General features: G+C 37.1%; 22 protein-coding genes and 1 pseudogene. 7 read left to right on the top strand and 16 right to left on the bottom strand.

Going from position 1 to position 21,255, the window contains the following annotated elements:
- The 4 genes and pseudogenes from EO766_RS05285 to arfB all read right to left on the bottom strand — a co-directional run.
- Window positions 1-325, bottom strand: a 325-nt coding sequence (locus EO766_RS05285) for a lipopolysaccharide biosynthesis protein (RefSeq protein WP_502697229.1), incomplete at its 3' end; no start/stop codon positions are given.
- A gap of 83 nt (window positions 326-408) precedes the next feature.
- Window positions 409-1,446, bottom strand: coding sequence for a cytochrome-c peroxidase (locus EO766_RS05290; RefSeq protein WP_179853202.1), 1,038 nt, complete (start codon window positions 1,444-1,446; stop codon window positions 409-411).
- 49 nt (window positions 1,447-1,495) lie between these two features.
- Window positions 1,496-2,203: an MbnP family protein gene (locus EO766_RS05295; protein ID WP_143439131.1), complete on the bottom strand. Its 708-nt coding sequence runs from the start codon at window positions 2,201-2,203 to the stop codon at window positions 1,496-1,498.
- Between the two features lie 7 nt (window positions 2,204-2,210).
- Window positions 2,211-2,600: pseudogene (gene arfB / locus EO766_RS05300) on the bottom strand (alternative ribosome rescue aminoacyl-tRNA hydrolase ArfB); the annotation flags it as partial.
- Window positions 2,601-2,659: 59 nt separating this feature from the next.
- Here arfB and dtd point away from each other — a divergent pair.
- The 4 genes from dtd (at window position 2,660) to EO766_RS05320 (ending at window position 5,376) form a co-directional block, all read left to right on the top strand.
- Window positions 2,660-3,112: a D-aminoacyl-tRNA deacylase gene (gene dtd / locus EO766_RS05305; protein ID WP_074419400.1), complete on the top strand. Its 453-nt coding sequence runs from the start codon at window positions 2,660-2,662 to the stop codon at window positions 3,110-3,112.
- Window positions 3,090-3,503, top strand: coding sequence for a group III truncated hemoglobin (locus tag EO766_RS05310; RefSeq protein ID WP_218836944.1), 414 nt, complete (start codon window positions 3,090-3,092; stop codon window positions 3,501-3,503). Before dtd ends, EO766_RS05310 begins: the two co-directional genes overlap by 23 nt.
- 2 nt (window positions 3,504-3,505) lie before the next feature.
- Window positions 3,506-3,832: a nucleotide pyrophosphohydrolase gene (locus tag EO766_RS05315; RefSeq protein WP_074419399.1), complete on the top strand. Its 327-nt coding sequence runs from the start codon at window positions 3,506-3,508 to the stop codon at window positions 3,830-3,832.
- A 77-nt stretch (window positions 3,833-3,909) separates the two neighbouring features.
- Window positions 3,910-5,376, top strand: coding sequence for a glycine--tRNA ligase (locus tag EO766_RS05320; RefSeq protein WP_074419398.1), 1,467 nt, complete (start codon window positions 3,910-3,912; stop codon window positions 5,374-5,376).
- A gap of 75 nt (window positions 5,377-5,451) precedes the next feature.
- On the opposite strand, the gene EO766_RS05325 is transcribed toward EO766_RS05320, so the two are convergent.
- The 3 genes from EO766_RS05325 to EO766_RS05335 all read right to left on the bottom strand — a co-directional run bounded on the left by EO766_RS05325 (window position 5,452) and on the right by EO766_RS05335 (window position 7,632).
- Window positions 5,452-6,279, bottom strand: coding sequence for a segregation and condensation protein A (locus EO766_RS05325; RefSeq protein ID WP_245634900.1), 828 nt, complete (start codon window positions 6,277-6,279; stop codon window positions 5,452-5,454).
- Between the two features lie 126 nt (window positions 6,280-6,405).
- Window positions 6,406-6,822, bottom strand: coding sequence for a large conductance mechanosensitive channel protein MscL (gene mscL / locus EO766_RS05330; protein ID WP_074419396.1), 417 nt, complete (start codon window positions 6,820-6,822; stop codon window positions 6,406-6,408).
- A 63-nt stretch (window positions 6,823-6,885) separates the two neighbouring features.
- Window positions 6,886-7,632, bottom strand: coding sequence for a PPK2 family polyphosphate kinase (locus EO766_RS05335; RefSeq protein ID WP_074419405.1), 747 nt, complete (start codon window positions 7,630-7,632; stop codon window positions 6,886-6,888).
- A gap of 65 nt (window positions 7,633-7,697) precedes the next feature.
- Between EO766_RS05335 and EO766_RS05340 the strand changes: the two genes are divergently transcribed.
- Window positions 7,698-8,567: a DMT family transporter gene (locus tag EO766_RS05340; RefSeq protein WP_081298669.1), complete on the top strand. Its 870-nt coding sequence runs from the start codon at window positions 7,698-7,700 to the stop codon at window positions 8,565-8,567.
- A gap of 57 nt (window positions 8,568-8,624) precedes the next feature.
- Here the strand turns inward: EO766_RS05340 and frr are convergent, their stop codons facing one another.
- From frr to EO766_RS05360, 4 genes are all read right to left on the bottom strand, one after another.
- On the bottom strand, window positions 8,625-9,188 hold the full coding sequence (frr, locus tag EO766_RS05345; protein ID WP_074419395.1) for a ribosome recycling factor: 564 nt from the start codon (window positions 9,186-9,188) through the stop codon (window positions 8,625-8,627).
- Between the two features lie 120 nt (window positions 9,189-9,308).
- A complete protein-coding gene (locus tag EO766_RS05350; RefSeq protein WP_143439130.1) occupies window positions 9,309-9,590 on the bottom strand; it encodes a hypothetical protein in 282 nt (93 codons plus the stop codon).
- A 43-nt stretch (window positions 9,591-9,633) separates the two neighbouring features.
- Complete coding sequence (locus tag EO766_RS05355) at window positions 9,634-10,164, bottom strand: MraY family glycosyltransferase (RefSeq protein WP_074419393.1); 531 nt, start codon at window positions 10,162-10,164, stop codon at window positions 9,634-9,636.
- The gene (locus EO766_RS05360) at window positions 10,158-10,442 is read right to left on the bottom strand and encodes an MraY family glycosyltransferase (protein WP_143439129.1); all 285 of its coding nucleotides are present in this window, start codon (window positions 10,440-10,442) and stop codon (window positions 10,158-10,160) included. The genes EO766_RS05355 and EO766_RS05360 overlap by 7 nt, the downstream gene beginning before the upstream one ends.
- Window positions 10,443-10,627: 185 nt before the next feature.
- On the opposite strand from EO766_RS05360, the gene EO766_RS05365 reads away from it, so the two are divergent.
- Window positions 10,628-11,470, top strand: coding sequence for a transketolase (locus EO766_RS05365; RefSeq protein WP_074419403.1), 843 nt, complete (start codon window positions 10,628-10,630; stop codon window positions 11,468-11,470).
- An 86-nt stretch (window positions 11,471-11,556) separates the two neighbouring features.
- Here EO766_RS05365 and EO766_RS05370 read toward each other — a convergent pair whose 3' ends face one another.
- Window positions 11,557-12,774 carry an FtsX-like permease family protein gene (locus EO766_RS05370; RefSeq protein ID WP_074419391.1) on the bottom strand — a complete coding sequence of 406 codons (1,218 nt, stop codon included), beginning with the start codon at window positions 12,772-12,774 and terminating at the stop codon, window positions 11,557-11,559.
- Between the two features lie 38 nt (window positions 12,775-12,812).
- Window positions 12,813-13,187, bottom strand: a complete 375-nt coding sequence (locus tag EO766_RS05375) for a ribosome-binding factor A (RefSeq protein ID WP_081298668.1) — start codon at window positions 13,185-13,187, stop codon at window positions 12,813-12,815.
- Between the two features lie 64 nt (window positions 13,188-13,251).
- Between EO766_RS05375 and EO766_RS05380 the strand changes: the two genes are divergently transcribed.
- Entirely contained in the window at window positions 13,252-15,072 is a 1,821-nt protein-coding gene (locus EO766_RS05380) for an ABC transporter ATP-binding protein (protein ID WP_074419390.1), read from the top strand.
- A 68-nt stretch (window positions 15,073-15,140) separates the two neighbouring features.
- Here the strand turns inward: EO766_RS05380 and EO766_RS05385 are convergent, their stop codons facing one another.
- The 3 genes from EO766_RS05385 to EO766_RS05395 form a co-directional block, all read right to left on the bottom strand.
- Complete coding sequence (locus EO766_RS05385) at window positions 15,141-16,049, bottom strand: TraR/DksA family transcriptional regulator (protein ID WP_179853201.1); 909 nt, start codon at window positions 16,047-16,049, stop codon at window positions 15,141-15,143.
- A 5-nt stretch (window positions 16,050-16,054) separates the two neighbouring features.
- Window positions 16,055-19,447 (bottom strand): isoleucine--tRNA ligase, encoded by a 3,393-nt coding sequence (gene ileS, locus EO766_RS05390; protein ID WP_074419813.1) that lies wholly within the window; start codon window positions 19,445-19,447, stop codon window positions 16,055-16,057.
- A 129-nt stretch (window positions 19,448-19,576) separates the two neighbouring features.
- Window positions 19,577-21,211, bottom strand: a complete 1,635-nt coding sequence (locus EO766_RS05395) for an amidohydrolase (RefSeq protein WP_074419321.1) — start codon at window positions 21,209-21,211, stop codon at window positions 19,577-19,579.
- Window positions 21,212-21,255: the final 44 nt, after the last annotated feature.

Genomic DNA, 21,255 nt, shown 5'->3' on the forward strand with positions numbered 1-21,255 from the left:
CATTTCCTAAAACAGACTGATTCATCCAAAGTATTACTGAAAATAAAATGGTTGAAAAGAAGATCGATAATGCTGCGGTATCATAAATAATGGCTTTGTTTTCATCTTTCGAAGAAAAACGAAAATATGCCGTTTCAAAACCATAAGTAAATAACACATTTAAAATGGGAATAGCCGCATAAATTAATCCCATTTTTCCATAATCGCTGGTTTTGGCCAGTCCATAGGTTAATAGCGGGGTTAAAAGATAGTTGATAAACCTTGCGGCAATAGAACTTACCCCATACCACATGGTTTGTCCGGCTAATTTTTTGATACTGCTCAATAGTAATCCTTTTTATTGGGCGCTAAAATAACGAATCGATTACAGTAAGCACAAAGGTTTAGCAAATAGTTTAACAGTTCCATTTAATGCACATGCATAAAAGGAGGTGTAATGGTGTATCCGGGAGGAGCAAATCGCGGATCTTTTAAAAATGAACTATCCGTTAATGTATATAAAAAAGCGGTTAATTGTCCAATTTCATAATTCGATAAAGGCAGTTTGTTCCGTAATAAACTATCCGTAGTGGGGCCTACTATCATTGATTTTCGGTAATGATCAAATACATTAATTAGAAAAAAGAAACGTCCGTCATGCCCATAAGGCTGGGTAACAGCCACATTGCGCAGGCTGGGCACTTTAAACTTCAATGAATCGGCCGGATTACCGGTAATTTTCATACGGCCCATATCCTGCAGCACATCATCTGCCGGCAGTCCGGTATTGCGATAAGAAAAGTCGGTAAACAAAGGTTCTTTATGACAACTCGCACATTTTTGTTTAAAAATAGCATGGCCTAAACTTTCGGGTAAATTAAAATGAGCTTCACCACGCATTACTTTATCGTATTTGCTGTTACTGCTTACCAACATCAGTTCAAACTGGCTCAGGGCCTGCATAATACGTTTGGTATTAATTTCTTTTGTACCAAAAGCCTGTTTAAAAAGCGTTGGGTATTCGGAATCTGCATTGAGCTTTTTAATAATGTTTTCAATGGTTTCGGCCATTTCATTCGGTGCAGTAATAGGCGCCAGTGGCTGTGCATCTAAATGATTAATACCCCCATCCCACATGAATGCTTTTTGCCAGGCTAAGTTTTGTAAAGCAGGTGCATTGCGGGTAGTAAGTGAATTATCATAGCCATGACTTAAATTATGATCGTAAGTAGCAAATGCTGCAAACTGTTGGTGGCAACCGGCACAGGGAAAATTACCATCCTTACTCAATCTTCCATCATAAAATAATTTTCTACCCAATTCAAAACCCTGGACGGTTAAAGGGTTTTCTTTAAAATTATACACAGGCTGCGGCCATCCGGGTGGTATTTTAAATACCAACGGTGTAGGCTTACTGCTATAAATGGTAAAACCGGTTGCCATTATAACCAATAGTACAATTATCATTATGGTAATTTGCCACTTCATACATTTTACAAAACTTCCGTTTTAAAAATTATTCAACATTTATGATATGAAACATTTGCGCATAATTATCCGCTATTTGCATGGCCAACTTACCAGGCGAATGGCAAATAGGATGTTCTTGAATAGACAAAGGATGCGGCTTATTAAACCATGCCAATACATCTGCCCCTATGTTAATTTGATGCACCGATTTTTTTTGTGGAAGGTTGAAATGAATAACCCGCAAAGCATTTTCATTGTGTTTATATCCGCCAATATGGTAAGTTACATAATGCGCCGGCGCTTTTGATGCAGGTGAATTACCTTCTAATTTTGCAAAAATGTAACCGGTATTCCAAGTCCAGAACATACCCCGCATAGGATCTAACGAACCGGTTTGTATACCACTTACATTTTTAATACTATCTACCCCAACCGTAAATGTAATAGAAGCAATATGTTGTGGCTTAACCGGTAGGTCAATTGCTTTAAAGGCCGCATCTGTAGCATTAATTAAATAATATTCATTTTTCAATGGAATTTCATGGCCATTATCATCTTTCAGCTGAATATGGCTTATGTAAAAAAGAAAGTTCCGAAATGTAACCGGCTCATTCAAAGCGGTGTGGTAGGTACTATCTAATAACACCAAAGGTTGTTGGCCGGCCAAAGCTACAAACTTCAACTGCAGGCTTTGTGCATACAATACCCATACACACATGGTACAAAAAACAAACAGTAAAAATTTTTTACACACAACTTCTTTATTCAGTATCGTTATTGAAATATTTTTTGCGCATCAATTTTAGGTTAGCCCTTTTTTGTTTGGCCATTGCTTTTCTTTGCTTAGAAACTGCAGTAGGTGTAGATGCAATACGTGCTTTTTTCTTCACCAATGCTGCATTTACCCAATCATTCATTTTTTGAATTACTAATGCTTTATTCTCTAACTGACTTCTTGCCTGCTGCGATTTTACTAATAAAAATCCTTCCTTGGTTATTTTGTGTTGTAAATGCCTGTTAATTTGCTGTTTCTGTTCTTCGGTAAACAATGCAGATTGCATTACCGGCCATCTGCCCTCTACCATTGTTTCTACTTTATTTACATTTTGGCCACCTTTGCCGCCACTGCGGGCAGTAGAAAAAATTATTTCATCCTGAATATTTATCTTCATATTCCAGTAAAGTTAAAACTTAAGTATCAACCACCATTATGCGTATCATTATTCAAAGAGTAAGTCAGGCATCTGTAACTGTTAATAACAACATCGTAGGTACTATTCAACAGGGTTTATTGGTTTTTGCAGGAATAGTAAATGAGGATAATCTGGAAGACATTGAATGGCTGAGTCATAAAATTGTACAATTACGTATTTTTAATGATGCAGCCGGATTGATGAATTTAAGTGTGAAAGAAATTGATGGCGATATTTTACTCATTAGTCAGTTTACACTCCATGCCGCCACCAAAAAAGGCAATCGTCCTTCGTTTATCAAAGCAGCCAAACCGGAAATAGCCAATCCCATTTTTGAGCAGCTAATACTTCACTTAGAACAAGCATTGGGCAAAAAAATTGAAAAGGGCATTTTTGGAGCAGATATGAAAGTAGCTTTGCTGAACGATGGACCGGTAACCATTTTTATTGATTCTAAAAACAGAGAATAATGAACCCATTCATTGTTGTGCCATGTTAAAAGATATCAGCAACCGTACAGATTTAATGTTATTGATGAAAACATTTTATGCAAAAGCCCTGAAGGATGATGTAATACAACATTATTTTAATGAAATAGTGCAATTAAACATGGAAAAACATTTGCCGGTGATTGTAGATTTTTGGGAATCAGTTTTATTTGAAACACCGGTATACAAAGGAAATGCCGTTGCTGTTCACCAACACCTGCATGAATTAGCACCCTTTACTAAAGCGCATTTTAACCAATGGTTGCTTTTATTTAACCAAACTACCGATCAATTATTTTCAGGAAATATGGCCAAAAAAATAAAACAAAGAGCACAATCTATTGCCACCATCATTTTATTAAAAACAATTTAATCATGACAATTGCTGCCGCACAACAACAAATTGATGAATGGATAAAAACTGTAGGTGTTCGCTATTTCAATGAACTGACCAATCTGGGTATTTTAATGGAAGAAGTAGGCGAACTCAGCAGAATTATGGTGCGTAAATATGGTGAACAATCGTTTAAAGCCGGCGAAACTGAAGATGCATTAGGAGATGAAATGGCCGATGTATTGTGGGTACTCATTTGCCTTGCTAACCAAACCGGCGTAAACCTTACCGAAGCCCTGCAGAAAAATATAGAAAAGAAGACAAAGCGCGACAGCACCAGACATCTGAATAATTCTAAACTACAATAGCATAACAAACATTTGTTTGTTGAAAAAAAATTTCACTTCTATCACAGAACATTTGCATACAGTTATATTTGCACATTATGAGTACGCAACAAGACAATAGCTTTCAGACAATTATTGCCCATGCCAAAGAATATGGCTTTGTGTTTCCCAGCAGCGAAATTTATGATGGATTAAGTGCCGTTTACGATTATGGCCCTTATGGCAGTGAACTGAAAAAAAATATTAGAGACTACTGGTGGAAAAGCATGACACAACTACACGAAAATATTGTAGGTATTGATGCGGCCATATTTATGCATCCAACCACCTGGAAAGCAAGTGGGCACGTAGATAATTTCAACGATCCCATGATTGATAATAAAGACAGTAAGAAGCGTTACAGGGTAGACCATTTGATTGAAGCACATGCGGCCAAATTAGAAGAAAATGGGCAAGTAAAAGAAGCAAAGGCTTTATTGCAGGAAATGGATGCTTTATTATCGAAAGATGATTTTGCTGGTTTAAAAAATTTAATAGAATCCCATAAAATTGTTTGCGCCATTAGTGGCACTTGTAACTGGACCGATATCAGGCAGTTTAATTTAATGTTCGATACGAAATTAGGTTCTGTTACAGATGAGGCTGATACCATTTATTTACGACCGGAAACTGCACAGGGTATTTTTGTAAACTTTTTAAATGTACAAAAAACTGCCCGCATGAAAATACCTTTTGGAATTGCCCAAACCGGTAAAGCTTTCCGCAATGAAATTGTTGCCCGCCAGTTTATTTTCAGAATGAGGGAATTTGAACAAATGGAAATGCAATTCTTTGTTCGCCCTGGTACTGAAGGAGAATGGTATAAATACTGGAAACAGGCACGTTTACAATGGCACCTTAGCCTGGGTATACCTGCAGAAAAATACCGGTATCACGACCATGTTAAACTGGCGCATTATGCCAAAGAAGCCTGCGATATTGAATTTGAATTTCCGTTTGGATTTAAGGAAGTGGAAGGTATTCATTCTCGCAGCGACTTTGATTTAACGCAACACCAATTGTACAGCAAAAAAAAGATGCAGTATTTTGATGCTGATACAAATGTTGCTACCGGTAAGCCCTACGGCAATTATATACCGTATGTTATTGAAACATCTATTGGTTTAGACCGAATGTTTTTATTAATTATGGCACATGCTTACGAAGAAGAAACCATTACCAAAGAAGATGGTAGTACCGACAACAGAGTGGTAATGCATATTCCTGAAAAAATTGCACCCATTAAATTAGCTGTTTTACCCCTCACCAAAAAAGATGGTTTACCTGAAATTGCACGTGATTTAATGGATGAATGCAAAAATTATTTCAGGTGTTTTTATGAGGAAAAAGATGCGATTGGTAAACGCTACCGCAGGCAAGATGCCATTGGAACACCATTTTGTGTAACAATAGACCATCAAACTAAAGAAGATAATACTGTAACCATTCGATACCGCGACTCGATGCAACAGGAAAGAATTTTATTGAGTCAGGTAAAAGACATTGTAATGAATGCAATATTTTAACATACAACTGCACCCATTAAAAAAGCCCGTTTTACGCATTTGTAAAACAGGCTTTTTTATAAAATTTAGAATCGTTTATTCGTCAAAATCTTCGGGCAAAGGTGTTTCTTCAGTGGCACGTTCTACTTCATAGCCGGCCAATTTTAAATCATCTTCCCGATTCTCATTCCATTCTAAAATAAAATTATTACGTCCTTCGCCTACCATCATTTTCATAAACTTTTGCTGCACCAACTCAAGAATTGAGAGAAACAGAAATATAGCATGTATACGGTTTTCGCATATTTCAAAAATATTTTCAAATGAAGCTGTTTTTTCTTTGGCCATAAATTCTAACATATAATCACGGCTACCCTCAATGGTATAGTTATAACGCACAACTGTATGGGTAGGCCTATTTTGCTTTTCCTGTATACGCAGCATTACCTTTTCAAATGTTTTCATCAATTTAAAAAGTGTAATAGTTTGTATTTCGGTTCCCTCACCTGCTTCTTCTGTTATAATAGCCATTTCTTTTGGCAGATTACCGCGTTTTGCCATCAACAAACGATTGGCTTCCATTTCTGCCATTTGAGCTGCGGCTTCTTTAAAACGTTTGTATTCCAGAATTTTATCTACCAATTCCTGCCGTGGATCTATTTCGTTGCCCTGTGCATCTATTTCTTTGCGTGGTAATAATAATCTGGCTTTAATGCGCATTAATGTAGATACAAATAGTATAAATTCACTACTCAATTCTATATTCAATTTTTCCTGCGCATGAATAAAAACCAGAAAATCGTTGATGATTTTAGTAATAGGTATATTGTAAATATCTAATTCATCGCGTTCAATAAAAAACAACAACAGATCAAAGGGACCTTCAAAATGCTCAATTTTAATTTGGTAAGTTTCCTGATTCACAATTTTCAGCTTTTAGTACCCGCAAATAAAAGAAAAGGAATGGTATAAATACGCCGACAACCCTTTAAGTTATCCACCAAAAAAATCCCACAAACCTTCATTTGCAGGATTTTGAAGTAAAACTGGTTATTTTTTTAGCGCATCGCGTATTTCCATGAGTAATTGCTCGGTAGGGGTTGGTCCCGGCGGCGGAGCGGCAGCTTCATTTTTACGTTTTAACCTGTTCATGCCCTTGACCAGAAGGAAAATAACAAAAGCCAGAATTATAAAGTTAATTACTGCTGTTACAAAACTTCCCCAGGCAAAAACAGGCCCCAACTTTTTTGCTTCTACCAAAGTAAGCCCTTGTGTTACTTTTGAGGATAGCGGAAGATAAAGGTTAGTAAAATCAGCCTTGAACAAAATACCCACAACCGGCATAATTAAATCGTTTACAACAGAATCTACTATTTTGCCAAAAGCACCGCCAATAATTACACCCACGGCTAAATCCATTACATTGCCCTTCGTGGCAAATTCGCGAAATTCTTTTACAAAAGACATATTTCAGATGTTGGTTTGCTAATAAAAATATGTAAAATTCGTTGCACACACAAATTAGTTGGCTCATTTTTTTAAACCGGGGTATTGCATTTTTAAATCTTTTAAAAGTTGATGTAAAGTTGAAGCAATCATGTATTCTTTGTACCAGTGTGCATCAGAAGGAGTAATTATCCAGGGTATTTTATTACAATGATTCATACAATCTTCATACACTTCCATATATTCTACCCACAATTTAGATTCTTCAAAATCTTTTTCGTTATACTTCCATTGTTTTTTAGGGTCTTTTATTCTTTCGTCTAATCTTTTCAGTTGTTCCCCATGTGAAATATGTAAGTAAAATTTTAGAATATGGGTATTGTTGTGTTCCTCCAGTAAATGTTCAAAATCATTAATGGCATCCATCCTTTTATAAGCCAGTTTATTATTAATCATTTTATGGACACGGGTAACCAATACATCTTCATAATGACTGCGATTAAAAATATGTATCATCCCTTTTGCAGGGGTATGCTGATGAATACGCCACAAAAAATCGTGCGATAATTCTAATGCGGTGGGTTCTTTGAATGAAGTAACCTGTACACCCTGCGGATTTAGTTTACCGAATACGTGCCGAATGGCACCATCTTTTCCGGCAGCATCCATACCTTGTATTACCACTAAAACAGCATGTTTAGATTGAGCATATAACTGGTTCTGCAATTCATCTAATTCCTCAATTATTTTTTCAGTTTCGGCTATAATTTTCTTTTTCTGTGTTTTTTTGGGAGGAAGGGTATCCAAATGGGCTAAACGGATTTTTGCCATAATTGAAATTTTATTAAATATAACACTATTCATTTTTAAAAATTTAGGTTTGCAAAAATTTAGCAGTGAATAAACCCTTTTTAAGTTGGTTTTTATTTGTAATGCTCTCCATTATATGGGGCAGTTCCTTTATTTTAATGAAGGAAGGCATGCAGGCACTAACCCCTTACCAGGTGGCAACCATCAGAATTTTAAGTGCGGGTATTATATTAACGCCATTTGGGCTGAAAGCTTTTAAAAGTATTACTGTTGATAAACGATGGCCGGTATTGGTTTCTGGGCTTTTGGGCAGTTTTTTTCCGGCCTATTTGTTTTGTTTGGCCGAAACAAAATTAGACAGCAGTTTGGCAGGTATATTGAATGCACTTACCCCCTTATTTACCATTGCTACCGGTATTTTATTTTTTCAACAGAAAATTAAACCCATGCAATTGTTGGGTGTATTGCTCGGTTTTGGAGGTTTGTTGTTCCTGTTTTTTAACAAAGGGCACTTTAGTTTTACAAATGTGGGCTATGCACTGTTTATTTTATTGGCTACTTTTTTATATGGCTTAAATGTAAATTATGTACGAAAACACCTGCAGGGTATTGGCTCACTACATATAGCCAGCATGGCATTTGTGTTATTAATGATACCTTGTTTGGTAATTTTAAGTTTTACGGGCTATTTTACACAAACATTTATTACTGCGGTAATACATGCCACTTTATTTAGTGCTTTATTGGGTATTATGGGTACAGCAGTTGCCACTGTACTGTTTTATATTTTATTAAAACAATCGGGGGCACTGTTTGCATCAATGGTTACTTACGGTATACCCTTTGTGGCTGTAGGCTGGGGTGTTTTAACAGGAGAAGTTTTTGGAATGAATCAGTTGATTAGTATGCTGTTAATTTTAACCGGTGTGTCTATTACCAACCGCTATAAAAAATAATGGGCAAATACATTCATTTACAATGTTTTGCCCACAAACCATTCAAAACCCAACCCATTATACCGTCATTATTTCTTTTTCTTTAACAGCTAAATGTTTTTCAACCAGGCCCGTGTATTTATCTGTAATTTCCTGAATATCTTTTTCTGCATCTTTTACCACATCTTCACTTAAACCATCTTTTTGTAATTTCTTTACCTGTTCAATACCTTCTCTTCTAATATTGCGAATAGCTACTTTGGTTTGTTCCCCTTCAGCAGCAGCTTTTTTCACCATTTCTTTCCTGCGCTCTTCTGTTAAAGGTGGTAAAAATAAACGAATTTGGGTACCATCATTTTGCGGAGTTATTCCAATATTGGCCTGCATAATGGCTTTTTCAATGGCTGCCAGCATTTTCTTTTCCCAAGGCTGAATGCTAATGGTTCTGGCATCTAAAACACTTACATTGGCCACTTGCTGAATGGGGGTAGGATTACCGTAATAATCTACAGCAATACCTTCTAACATACCCGGATTGGCTTTACCCGCTCTGATTTTAGTCAATTCTACCTCTAAATGCAAAATGGCCTTTTTCATGCCTGATTCAATATCCTCAATAATTAGATTTAATGCTTCGGTCATAATAAAATGATGATTAAGTGGCGCAAATCTAATAAAGAATACAACATCTTGCAGCCCAGTATTTACAAATTCAACAGAATAAGGGAGTGAGACGCCAGCCAGATGCAATGAAAAACTAAATTATTTATCAGTTACCGTAGCAATAGGATTTGTTTTATTAGTAGTTAAAGCAATAAAATTTTGATGCCCATCGGCATCCATTAACTCTGCGTTTTTCTTTTGTTGCCGTATGTTGGTAAAATTCAAGAATAATATTGCAGAGAAAAACAATACAATTTGCGACAAAATAACTTTTGTTGTACCTAAGGGAAGTGCCAGATAACTGAGTACTATAAAGAGAATGGATACAGAAGATAAACAAAGGGTAATTTTTTTGTGAGAATATCCCCTGTCTAATAACATATGGTGTAAATGATTTCGATCAGCCGAAAAAGGTGACTTTTTATTAAAAATACGAATAACTGAATACACGAAGTGTATCTAATAAAGGCAATAACAAAATACCAAATCCCATAGCAGGTGCAGCGTAAACTGGTAAAATATGAGAGCCTTCAGCAGTTTTAATAAAATGAATGACCAAAATTGCATTGACCAAGCCTAATAGCATAGCACCCGTATCGCCCATAAAAATTTTGGCAGGTGAAAAATTGAAGCGAAGAAAAGCCAGCAATGCCCCTGACATAGAGATGCCCATCAACGCAAAAAACCAATCATTATTTAAATAGAAAAATACAGAAAACAAAGTGCAGGTAATGAATCCTATAGAGACAGCCAAGCCATCTACACCATCAATTAAATTGCAAGAATTCATTACAACAATAATTGTAAACATGATAAGTGGGTAACTAAATACAGGAGGAATGATACCAATATTCATAAAACCATGCATATCATCAATCAGCAACTGGTTTTTATACATTAAAATAATAGCAACAGCCAACTGACCTAAAAACTTTTTTAAAGGTGTTATTACCAAATATCATCTTTAACACCAAAAAAGAAAACCACCACAAAAGCTGCTATATAAAATGGAAAGCCATGCACCCGGGGAGCCAAATCGCTCAACAACAAAAATGCAATAAGAAACCCTGCAAAAATACCAACACCGCCCAATGAGGAAACAGGCGTATGATGTATCTTCCAATCGTCAGGTACATCATACAACTTTTTCATCTTTGCAATTTGAATAATTGCCGGAATTGCAAGTAGTGTTATAATAAAAGAGAGTAGGCCCCCAATAATAATTTTCTCCATTGCAGGATTTTTTACAGCTTTAGTTATTGGTTAGAGGGGTAGAATTACAAAGGCAAGATAGATGTTTTTTAAATTTTTAACAATTGTACATAAAATTGTAAAAAAATCATATCGGGCTAACATTATGCATCCCGATGCGGATGGTATTCAATTATCAATTATCTTGCCAAACCAAATTAGTATTTATGGCAGACATAGCAACATTAGAAAAAACAGCATCGCAAGTTAGAAGAGATATTTTACGGATGGTACATGATGTGCAGAGCGGACATCCGGGCGGTTCATTGGGTTGTGCCGATTATATGACTGCACTTTATTTTGATATAATGGATACCAAACTTCCCTTTCATATGGATGGCATTGGAGAAGATATTTTCTTCTTATCCAATGGACATATATCACCCTTATTTTATAGTGTTTTAGCCAGAAAAGGCTATTTTGATGTAAAAGAACTCGGCACATTCAGAAGATTAAATTCCAGATTACAAGGTCACCCTACCACTCATGAACATTTACCAGGTGTACGCGTAGCCAGCGGTTCTTTAGGACAGGGTATGAGTGTAGCAATTGGAGCAGCACTTTCAAAAAAATTAAATGGTGATAAACACCTTGTTTTTTCTTTACACGGTGATGGAGAGTTGGAAGAAGGTCAAAACTGGGAAGCCATTATGTTTGCAGCACACCATAAAGTAGATAATTTAATTGCTACTATCGATTATAATGGCCAGCAAATTGACGGTCCAACCAGTGTTGTAATGAATTTAGAAAGCCTGAAAGCCAAATTTGATGCGTTTAACTGGCATGTTTTAGAAATGAATGGCAATGATATGGAGGAGGTAGTTACCGGTTTAAATAAAGCAAAAAAGTTAACCGGTCAGGGCAAACCCATTTGCATTTTAATGAAAACAGTAATGGGGAAAGGTGTAAATTTTATGGAAGGACACCATGAATGGCATGGTATTGCACCCAGCGATGCTCAATTAGCTGATGCTTTAAACCAATTACCTGAAACTTTAGGTGATTATTAAAATAAGATAGAAAGATGAAAGCCGGCAGTTTCATAGAATGGCCGGCTTTTTTTATACAATTTTATTGCATTTATTGCACATTAATTTCAACTTTTAAGCGATAATTTTTCTTTGCCTGCTTTGTATGCCGGAAACCAGGCAGCTAATAATGCAATAGCCAGTACCGTTATCATTACCAATACAAAATCGCCGGGCACTAATTTTACAGGATAATAATCAATAATAAACGTTCCACCGCCTAACCCAATTAAATGAAATTTAATTTGGATGAAACATATCAGGAGCGCCAACACCATTCCTACCCCACCACCTGTAATGGCCAATAAAAAACCCTCAGTTAAAAATATTTTTTGAATCAGCCCGTCTGATGCGCCCAATGCTTTTAAAACAGCAATATCTTTCTGCTTCTCCAATACCAGCATGGTTAATGCGCCAATCATATTAAATGCAGCAATAATTAATATAATTGACAATATTCCATATATCACCCATTTTTCCACCTCCATAACAGTATACAAACTTTCGTTTTGCTGATATCTGGTTTGCACCTTAAATGCATTGCCCAACAAGTTTTCAATTTGCAACTGTACATTGTTCGTATTGGCATCTTTTGTTAATTTAATTTCAATAGCACTGTATTCATTGGGCTGCATATCAAGCATATATTTCACAAAAGCAAGATTGGTAAAAACATATTTGTTATCGAAATCTTCCTGAATCATGAAAGTACCGGCGGGTAAAATATTATAGGCGTAAAGCCCTTCTGATGATAACATATTATCCGATTGTGTATTGGGCATATACAATGTTAGCGGATACAAACTTCGCTCTACATCTAATCCCAAAGCATTTTCTATACCAGCTCCTACAATTAATTGTGGTTTTTGAGCATTGCCCAATACAAAAGACCCACGAACCATATGCAATTGAATGTTGTTAATACGTGTATAGTTACTATCTACCCCTTTTACAAGAACAATTGTTTGGTTATCGCCGTTTACTAGCAGGGCTTTTTCTTCGGCAGTTAAACTATAAGATCCGATTCCGGAAATATTTTTAAGTTGACCCAACTGCGTAGGAAGTAATAAAAAAGTTTTTCCTTTTTGTGGTGTTACGCGTATATCGGCATAAAAATCGGCATACAGGCCTTTCACCAAATCTTCAAAACCATTGAACACACTTAAAACAATAATCAAAGCAGCTGTTCCAACCATAATGGCAGTAATACTAATCCATGCAATCAGGGTAATAGCATTGGTTGATTTTTTAGAGGTAAAATATCGCCTGGCAAATAAAAAATTCAATGTTACAATTTTCAGTGGTGAGCTATCAATAATATTTTTTATGATGCAGCATCATCATTTTTTGAAGTATTGATTTGTTTAAACAATGCTTCCATTTTAAAAACATGATCAAGGGTATCATCTAAATAAAATTGCAATACCGGAATACGCCTTAACTGGTGTTTTACCTGTTCGGCTAAATGCTTTTTTATTTCCCAAGCACGATCATCAATCCGTTTCATGGTAACAGCGGGTTGTTCTATTTTAAAAAGGCTGATATAAATTCTGGCCTCCAATAAATCGGGTGTTACCTTTACATTAGAAATTGATACCATTCCACCATCTATCATATTTAAACCGAGCCGCATAAAAATTTCATTCAAGGCCTCTTGCAACACAGCAGCTACTTGTTTTTGACGTTTTCCTTCCAACATAATCTTTAAGGTTTATTTGGTGGTAAATTTAGTTACTTTGCGGCTTTCTTATTATATTTTATCTATGAAGCGTTTTTCAAGAATTTTGTTTTACCTAAGCAGTCAAAAAAAGAACATTGTTTTATACGTAATATTTAACCTGTTATCCATTGTTTTTTCGCTGGTTTCACTGGCTATGCTGGCCCCTTTTTTACAATTATTATTCGGGAAGGAAAAATTGATGGAAGTAAAACCCGATTTTTCATACAGTGCCAATGGCATGTTAAATTATCTGAAATATATTTTAAGCCAGTTAATTAGAACACACAGTGAAATGTATGCACTGGCTTTTATTTGCATTATCATTATCCTCTCAATTTTTCTGAAAAACACTTTTATTTATTTGTCATACCGGGTATTAACACCCATGCGCAACTATGTAATGACAAAATTGCGGAGCGATTTATTTGCAAAAATTCTGGCATTGCCAGTTGGGTATTTTACAGAACAACGCAAAGGCGATATTATTAGCCGTATGAGTAATGATGCCAATGAAATTGAATGGAGCATTATTGGTACGTTGGAGGGATTGGTAAAAGATCCTTTAAACATCATTATTATTTTATTTACGCTGGTTTTTCTCAGTCCGGCACTGTCGCTTTTTTTATTGGTTTTGTTACCCTTAACCGGTTTTATTATAGGCAGGGTAAGCCGTTCATTAAAAAAACAATCTACCCATGCCCAGGAGTTTCAGGGTACCCTAATGTCTATTTTAGATGAAACCCTGGGTGGGCTTAGAATCATCAAGGCCTTTAATGCTGAAAAATTGATTGGCAGTAAATTTTATTATACCAATAATAAACTGAATGAGATACGGAATAAAATGAATTTCAGAAGAGATCTGGCATCTCCACTTTCCGAATTTTTAGGTGTAATTGTAATGTGCTGTATTTTGTGGTTTGGCGGAAGGTTGGTACTTGGCGGCAAAAACTTTTTACAGCCTGATGCTTTTATTACTTACATTTTATTTTTCACGCAAATTATTAATCCAGCCAAATCTCTGTCTACAGCTTTTTACAACGCACAGCGCGGCAGTTCGGCTATTCAGAGAATAGAAGAAATTTTAAAAGCACCCATTTCAATTACTGAAATAGAAAATCCAATTCAGTTTACAGAATTCAAACATCAAATTGAATTTAAAAATGTAAGCTTCAGTTATGATGAATTTTCAACACTTAAAAACATCCATCTCACCATACGCAAAGGAAGTACCGTTGCTATTGTAGGCAGCAGTGGTGCAGGGAAAAGTACCTTCGCAGATTTAATTCCACGCTTTCAGGATGTAAGTGAAGGCGAATTACTAATTGATGGTATTAATATTAAAGATTACAACTTGTATAGCTTACGCAAACACATGGGTATTGTTACACAGGAACCCATTTTGTTTAACGATACCATTGCAAACAACATTGCCCTTGGCACCGAAAATGCCACAATGGAGCAAATTATAGAAGCAGCTAAAATTGCCAATGCCCATCAGTTTATATTGCAAAAAGAAGAAGGATATAAAACCAATATTGGCGACCGGGGCAATAAACTAAGTGGTGGCGAAAAACAGCGAATTACCATTGCCAGAGCTATTTTACGCAACCCACCGATTCTTATTTTAGACGAAGCCACTTCATCTCTTGATACTGAAAGTGAGCGCCTGGTGCAGGATGCCATTAATAATATGATGCTTAACAGAACCAGCATTGTAATTGCACACCGCTTATCTACCATTAAACATGCCGATGAAATTATTGTATTAGATAAAGGTGAAATTATTGAAAGGGGCACCCACCAACAGTTAATTGAATTAGAAGGTATTTATAAAAAATTGGTAACCATGCAGGAAGTGCATTAATCAATGGAATCAATTCCATAAAAAAGCCACTTAAAACGAGCTTAAACCATTTTTATTTTTGTAAAAGTTTATTCATTGCTTGTTTCGGGACCTTTCACCAAACCTAATTTGGCTTCAAGGCTTAAGGTAGCATGTGGAACAGCACGCAGTCTGGCTTTATCAATTAATTTTCCGGTAACACGGCAAATACCATAGGTTTTATTTTCAATTCGCATAAGCGCTTTTTCCAAATGGTCAATATAGGTAATTTGCCTGCTGGCCATTTGGCTTAATTGTTCCCTTTCCATACTCATACCACCATCTTCCATGGTCATATAACGGCCTTCGCTTTCATCGCCACCCAATTCATCTTTACGGGTTATTAAACCTTGCAAATAGGCTAATTCACGTTTGGCGCTATCTAATTTTTTATTAATCAGCTCTCTAAACTCATTTAATTCTGCATCAGAATAGCGCACTATTGATTCAGTTGGTTTACCCATGTCAACTCTTTTTTCAAGTGGTGTATAACCCGGGCTATAAGGAACACTGGTTTTGGTACTGGTTTTAGGAACTTTCACTTCTTTCAATGGCTCAGGTTGCTTTTTCTTTGGCATAGTGGGAACAGTAGCAGCTTTTTCTGCTTTACTGGGTTTGATGGGTTCAGAATGAATATTTTCGTGCTTGGTTTTATGTATAGCTTCCACTGATTTTGTTGCAGGCATCGTTTTTTTACCTGCAGTAACTGTTTTTTTTGCAGGTTGTACCACAGCAGCAGATTTTTTTACGGTAACAACCGTTTCTTTTTTGGCAGGTGCTGCTTTTTTTGCAGATATAGCTTTTTTAGCCGGTGTTCCTGCTTTTTTTACGGGAGCCGCTTTTTTGGCCGGTGCTGCTGCTTTTTTGGTTGCAGCAACTTTTTTGGCTGGTGCTGCCTTTTTAGCTGCCTTAGCGGCAGGCTTTGTTGTTTTTTTAGGCGCAGTTTTTTTGGTAGCCATACATTTTATCCTTTTTTTGTTACTGCCAGTTTTAACAAAACACCATTCACTTCAATTGCTGTACCCTGCTGCAAATCTGGTACCCAGTGAATAGCGTCTGCCAAAATTTCGCGGCAAATATAATCGTTAAATTGAATTATGGAAGGCTTTAATACGGCATTTTCCATAATGTGTACGAATATACGGTCTGTTAGCTCAAATCCGCTCTCTTTTCTGATATTTTGGATACGATTCACTAATTCTCTGGCATTTCCTTCATTTTGCAGTTCAGGAGTCACTGTAATATCCAGAGCAACGGTTAAAGATGCTTTGGAAGCAACACACCAGCCGGGTATATCTTCTGCCAAAATTTCTACCTCTTCCAGCAAAACAGGTATTTGTTCCCCTTCCAACTCCAACATTAAACTGCCTTCACGTTCCAGAATGCCGATTTGGTGCTGATTTAATTGCCCAATTAATGCTGCTGCCATTTTCATTTTACTGCCCATTTTGGCCCCCATCAGTTTAAAATTGGGTTTTACTTTTTTCTGAATAACACCTTCCGCATCCGTTAAAAATTCAATTTCTTTTACATTTACTTCGGCCTTAATTAAATCGGCTATTTTTTCTAACTGCTGCTGCATATCGGCATTTAAAACCGGTATCATTACTTTTTGCAGCGGCTGCCGAACTTTTATGTTTACTTTTTTACGAAGCGATAGAACCAGGGAACACACATCCTGCGCCAGTTGCATTCTTTCTTCTAAATCAGCATCTATCATGGCTGCATTGGCTTTAGGATAGTTTGTATGATGAACAGATGCAGCCTGATAACGCCGGCTAACTTCATTCAAATTACAAAAAATGGCCTCACTAAAAAAGGGTGAAACAGGTGCCATTAACTGCACTATTGTTTCTAAACATTCATAAAGGGTTTGGTATGCGCTGATTTTATCAGTTTCATATTCTCCTTTCCAGAACCTTCTTCTACATAAGCGTACATACCAGTTACTGAGCTGTTCATTAACAAAATCTTCTATAGCACGACCGGCAATAGTGGGCTCATAATCATTCAATGCATCGGTTACTTTTTGAATGAGGGAATGGAGCGAAGAGAGAATCCAACGGTCTATTTCAGGCCTTTGCTGAATGGGGATGTAAGATTCCTTAAATGCAAAACCATCTACATTGGCATACAACACAAAAAATTGATAAGTATTGTATAAGGTGCCAAAAAATTTACGCTGTACTTCTTTAATACCTTCTAAATCAAATTTTAAATTATCCCAAGGTGAGGCATTGGTAATTAAATACCAGCGGGTGGCATCGGCACCAAATTGTTCAATTGTATCGAACGGATTTACCACATTACCAAGGCGCTTGCTCATTTTATTACCGTTCTTATCTAATACCAACCCATTGGATACTACATTTTTGTAGGCTACACTGTCAAACAACATCACTGCCAGCGCATGGAGCGTATAAAACCATCCACGGGTTTGGTCAACGCCTTCAGCAATAAAATCGGCGGGGAAAGCGGCGCTTTTATCAATCAAATCTTTATTTTCAAACGGATAATGCCATTGTGCATAAGGCATGGCGCCACTATCGAACCATACATCTACCAAATCGGGTATCCGTTTCATGGGTTTACCGGAAGGGCTAACCAAAACAATTGCATCTACATAGGGTTTGTGCAGGTCTAAAATACCTTCATGCAGGTAATGCTTATTTACCTCTACCCCTAACACCTCATTGGCTTTTTTAATGGCTGCGTTTAGTTCATCAATTGAACCAATGCAAATTTCTTCTGCACCATCTTCTGTTCGCCAAATGGGTAAGGGTGTGCCCCAATACCTGCTTCTGCTCAAATTCCAATCTACCATATTTTCTAACCAGTTGCCAAAGCGGCCTTCGCCGGTACTTTTGGGTTTCCAGTTGATGGTTTTATTGAGTGCCACCATTCTGTCTTTAACCGCTGTGGTTTTAATAAACCAGGCATCTAACGGATAATACAAAATGGGTTTATCGGTGCGCCAGCAATGGGGATAGCTGTGCTCGTATTTTTCTACCTTAAATGCCCTGTTTTCTTTTTTAAGTTTTACACAGATATCTACATTTACATCCTGATACTGCGGATCGTCGGTATAATTTTTTACATAACGGTTACTGAATTCGCCCAAGCCATCTACAAACTTACCCTGTTTATCTACCAGCGTTAAAATACCGATGCCGTATTTCTTTCCTACTTTAAAATCATCTGCTCCAAATGCAGGCGCAATGTGTACAATACCGGTACCATCTTCTGTAGTAACAAAATCGCCCAGCATTACCCTAAATGGCTCACCATCGGCTAATACAGGCTGATTGGCTTCGTAAGGCATTAATTGCTCGTAACGGCAATTTTCTAATTCGCTGCCTTTAAAAATGGCCAATTGCTGCCAGGGGATGATTTTTGATTCGGAAGAATAGCCGTTAAAATCAGCATTTTCGGCTTCCTGCTTAAAATATTTTGGAATAAGATCTTTAGCCAATACCACATTTACCGGCAAATGCGTGTACGGGTTAAAGGTTTTAATGAGTACATAATCTACAGCTGCCCCTACTGCTAATCCCAAATTTGAGGGCAATGTCCAGGGGGTAGTAGTCCAGGCTAAAAGAAAAACGTCTGAACTTTTTACTTTATTAGTTTTCCAGGAATTAGAGGCAGTTTCAATGAGGTAGTTGCTAAATGTTTCTCTCCATTTTCCCTCAATTATTGAAACAGGCAGTAAGCGGAACATCGCCACACAACTTGTATCTTTTACGTCCTTATAAGTGCCGGGCTGGTTTAATTCGTGACTGCTTAAACCGGTTCCCGCCGCAGGAGAGTATGGTTGAATGCTTACACTTTCATATAGTAAACCTTTATTATACAGTTCACTTAAAATCCACCATAAGGTTTCAATATATTTATTATCGAATGTAATGTAAGGGTCATTCAAATCTACCCAATAGCCCATTTTAGTGGTAATCTCATCCCATTTATCCTTGTAGCGCAAAACTGCTTCCCTACATTTTTGATTGTAAGCTTCAACTGAAATCTTTTTACCAATATCTTCTTTGGTTATGCCCAGTTCTTTTTCTACCCCTAATTCAACCGGAAGGCCATGGGTATCCCAGCCTCCTTTTCTTTTTACCTGAAAACCCTGCATGGTTTTGTAGCGGCAAACCAAATCTTTCAATGTTCTGGAAATAACATGGTGTATACCCGGCATACCGTTGGCACTGGGCGGCCCTTCATAAAACACAAAGGGCAGTGCGCCTTCACGTAAAGAAATACTTTTTTCAAAAGCTTGCTCCTGCTGCCAGCGTTGCAATATTTCTTTTTCAATAGAAGGTAAATGTAAGGCCTGAAATTCGCGGTATGTATTGCTCATAAATACTGTACTATCAATGCGGTTTTAAAAGTTGCGAAGGTAAGGAATCTGTTAATGCAATAAGAAGATACAGCAGTCATTCACCACAAAGCATGAAACCACTTCATGAAAAAAACCCGTCTTTTATTTTTATTTTTGGTATACTTTTTTGCCTGAAATATAAGTAGCCAGCACGTTTGTTTGCAGCACCCGATTCCAGGGAATTTGCATTAAATCGGCATCAAGCACAACAAAATCGGCCTTTTTACCAGGCTCAAGGCTGCCGGTTTCTTTGTCTAAAAAATCGGCCCGGGCAGCCCAAATGGTCATACCCCGAATGGCTTCTTCGCGGCTTAGGGCATTTTCGGGCAAAAACCCTCCGGGTGGAAAACCGATACTATCTACTCTAAATACTGCAGCCAAAAAAGTTTTAAAGGGCGAAATGTCTTCTACCGGAAAATCGGTACCCAATGGCAGCCAGCCGTTTTGTGCTAAAAGATTTTTATAAGCATAGGCATTGTTAAGCCGGGTTTTACCCAATCGGCTTTCATCCCAATACATATCACTGGTGGCATGGGTAGGCTGTACAGAAGGAATAATGGAAGCTGCACCAAATAAAGCAATATCTTCCGGAGCAACAATTTGTGCATGTTCTATGCGCCAACGCCTGTCGTTTTTGCCTTTTAAATATTTGTTGTATACCTGTAAAATTACACGGTTACCGGAATCGCCAATGGCATGGGTACACATTTGAAAATTTGTTTTCGATAAAATATTGGCCATTGAATCGAAGTGTGAAGCATTACTCAATAAAAAACCATACCAGCCGGGTTTATCGGCATAGGATTGCAGCAAACAGGCACCGCGGCTACCCAAAGCGCCATCGGCATAAAATTTAAAACCGTTAACAAACAATTTATCGGTTTTATAGGGGCCTTTAGGCAAAAAATAGTCGTAATTTTCCTTGGCATCACTCAGCATAATATACAGTTGCATATTTAAAGCACCGGATTTTTGCAGGCTGTCAATTTGCAATACATCTTTGTAACTCAGACCGCAATCTGTAATAGTTGTTAAACCCATGGCAAAGCAATTTTGCTGAGCAGCCATCAATCTTTCCGCATAAGCATTGGCAGATAAAAGTGGCATTACTGCCAATACCGGCTTTTGTGCATTATCAATTAAAACACCGGTAAGTCTGCCTTCAAAAGTTTCAAAACTACCGCCTACAATTTTTTGGCCCGCTTTAATTCCTGCCATATCCATTGCTTTGGCATTAGCTATGGCTGCATGGCCATCTATCCTAGTTAAAAAAACGGGAGTAAATGGAAAAAGCTGGTTTAATTTTGCAACTGAGTTAGGGAAAGCTTTACCCGGCCATTTATTTTGATCCCAACCTCTGCCCAATAACCAGGGTTGGTTAGGATGTTGGGCAGCAAAAACTTTTAAGCGTTCCAGCACTTCATCAAAACTTTTGGTATTACGCAAATCGGCGGTAAATAGTTCCTGAGCATAGCCTACAAAATGAGCATGCGCATCAATAAAACCGGGAAATATGGTTTTTCCATTTTCATTTAGCATTTCTTTAGCAGAAAAATGTTGCAGAATACTGTCTGTTTTACCAATGGCTACTATCTTCCCCTGTTGAATGGCCATGGCGCTTGCCGTATCAAACTGCGCATTAACGGTATAAATATGTGCATTGTAAACAATGGTATCTACCTGTTTTTTTTGAACACAAGCGCTAAAAAGAAGGATACATCCCCCCAAATAAATTTTTCTCATAAAGCAATGATAAAAATGAAACATGAAGATAGTTAAATACTGAA

Origin of the sequence: Hydrotalea sp. AMD (assembly GCF_004100315.1) — a bacterium.
Classification (GTDB): Bacteria; Bacteroidota; Bacteroidia; order Chitinophagales; family Chitinophagaceae; genus Hydrotalea; species Hydrotalea flava.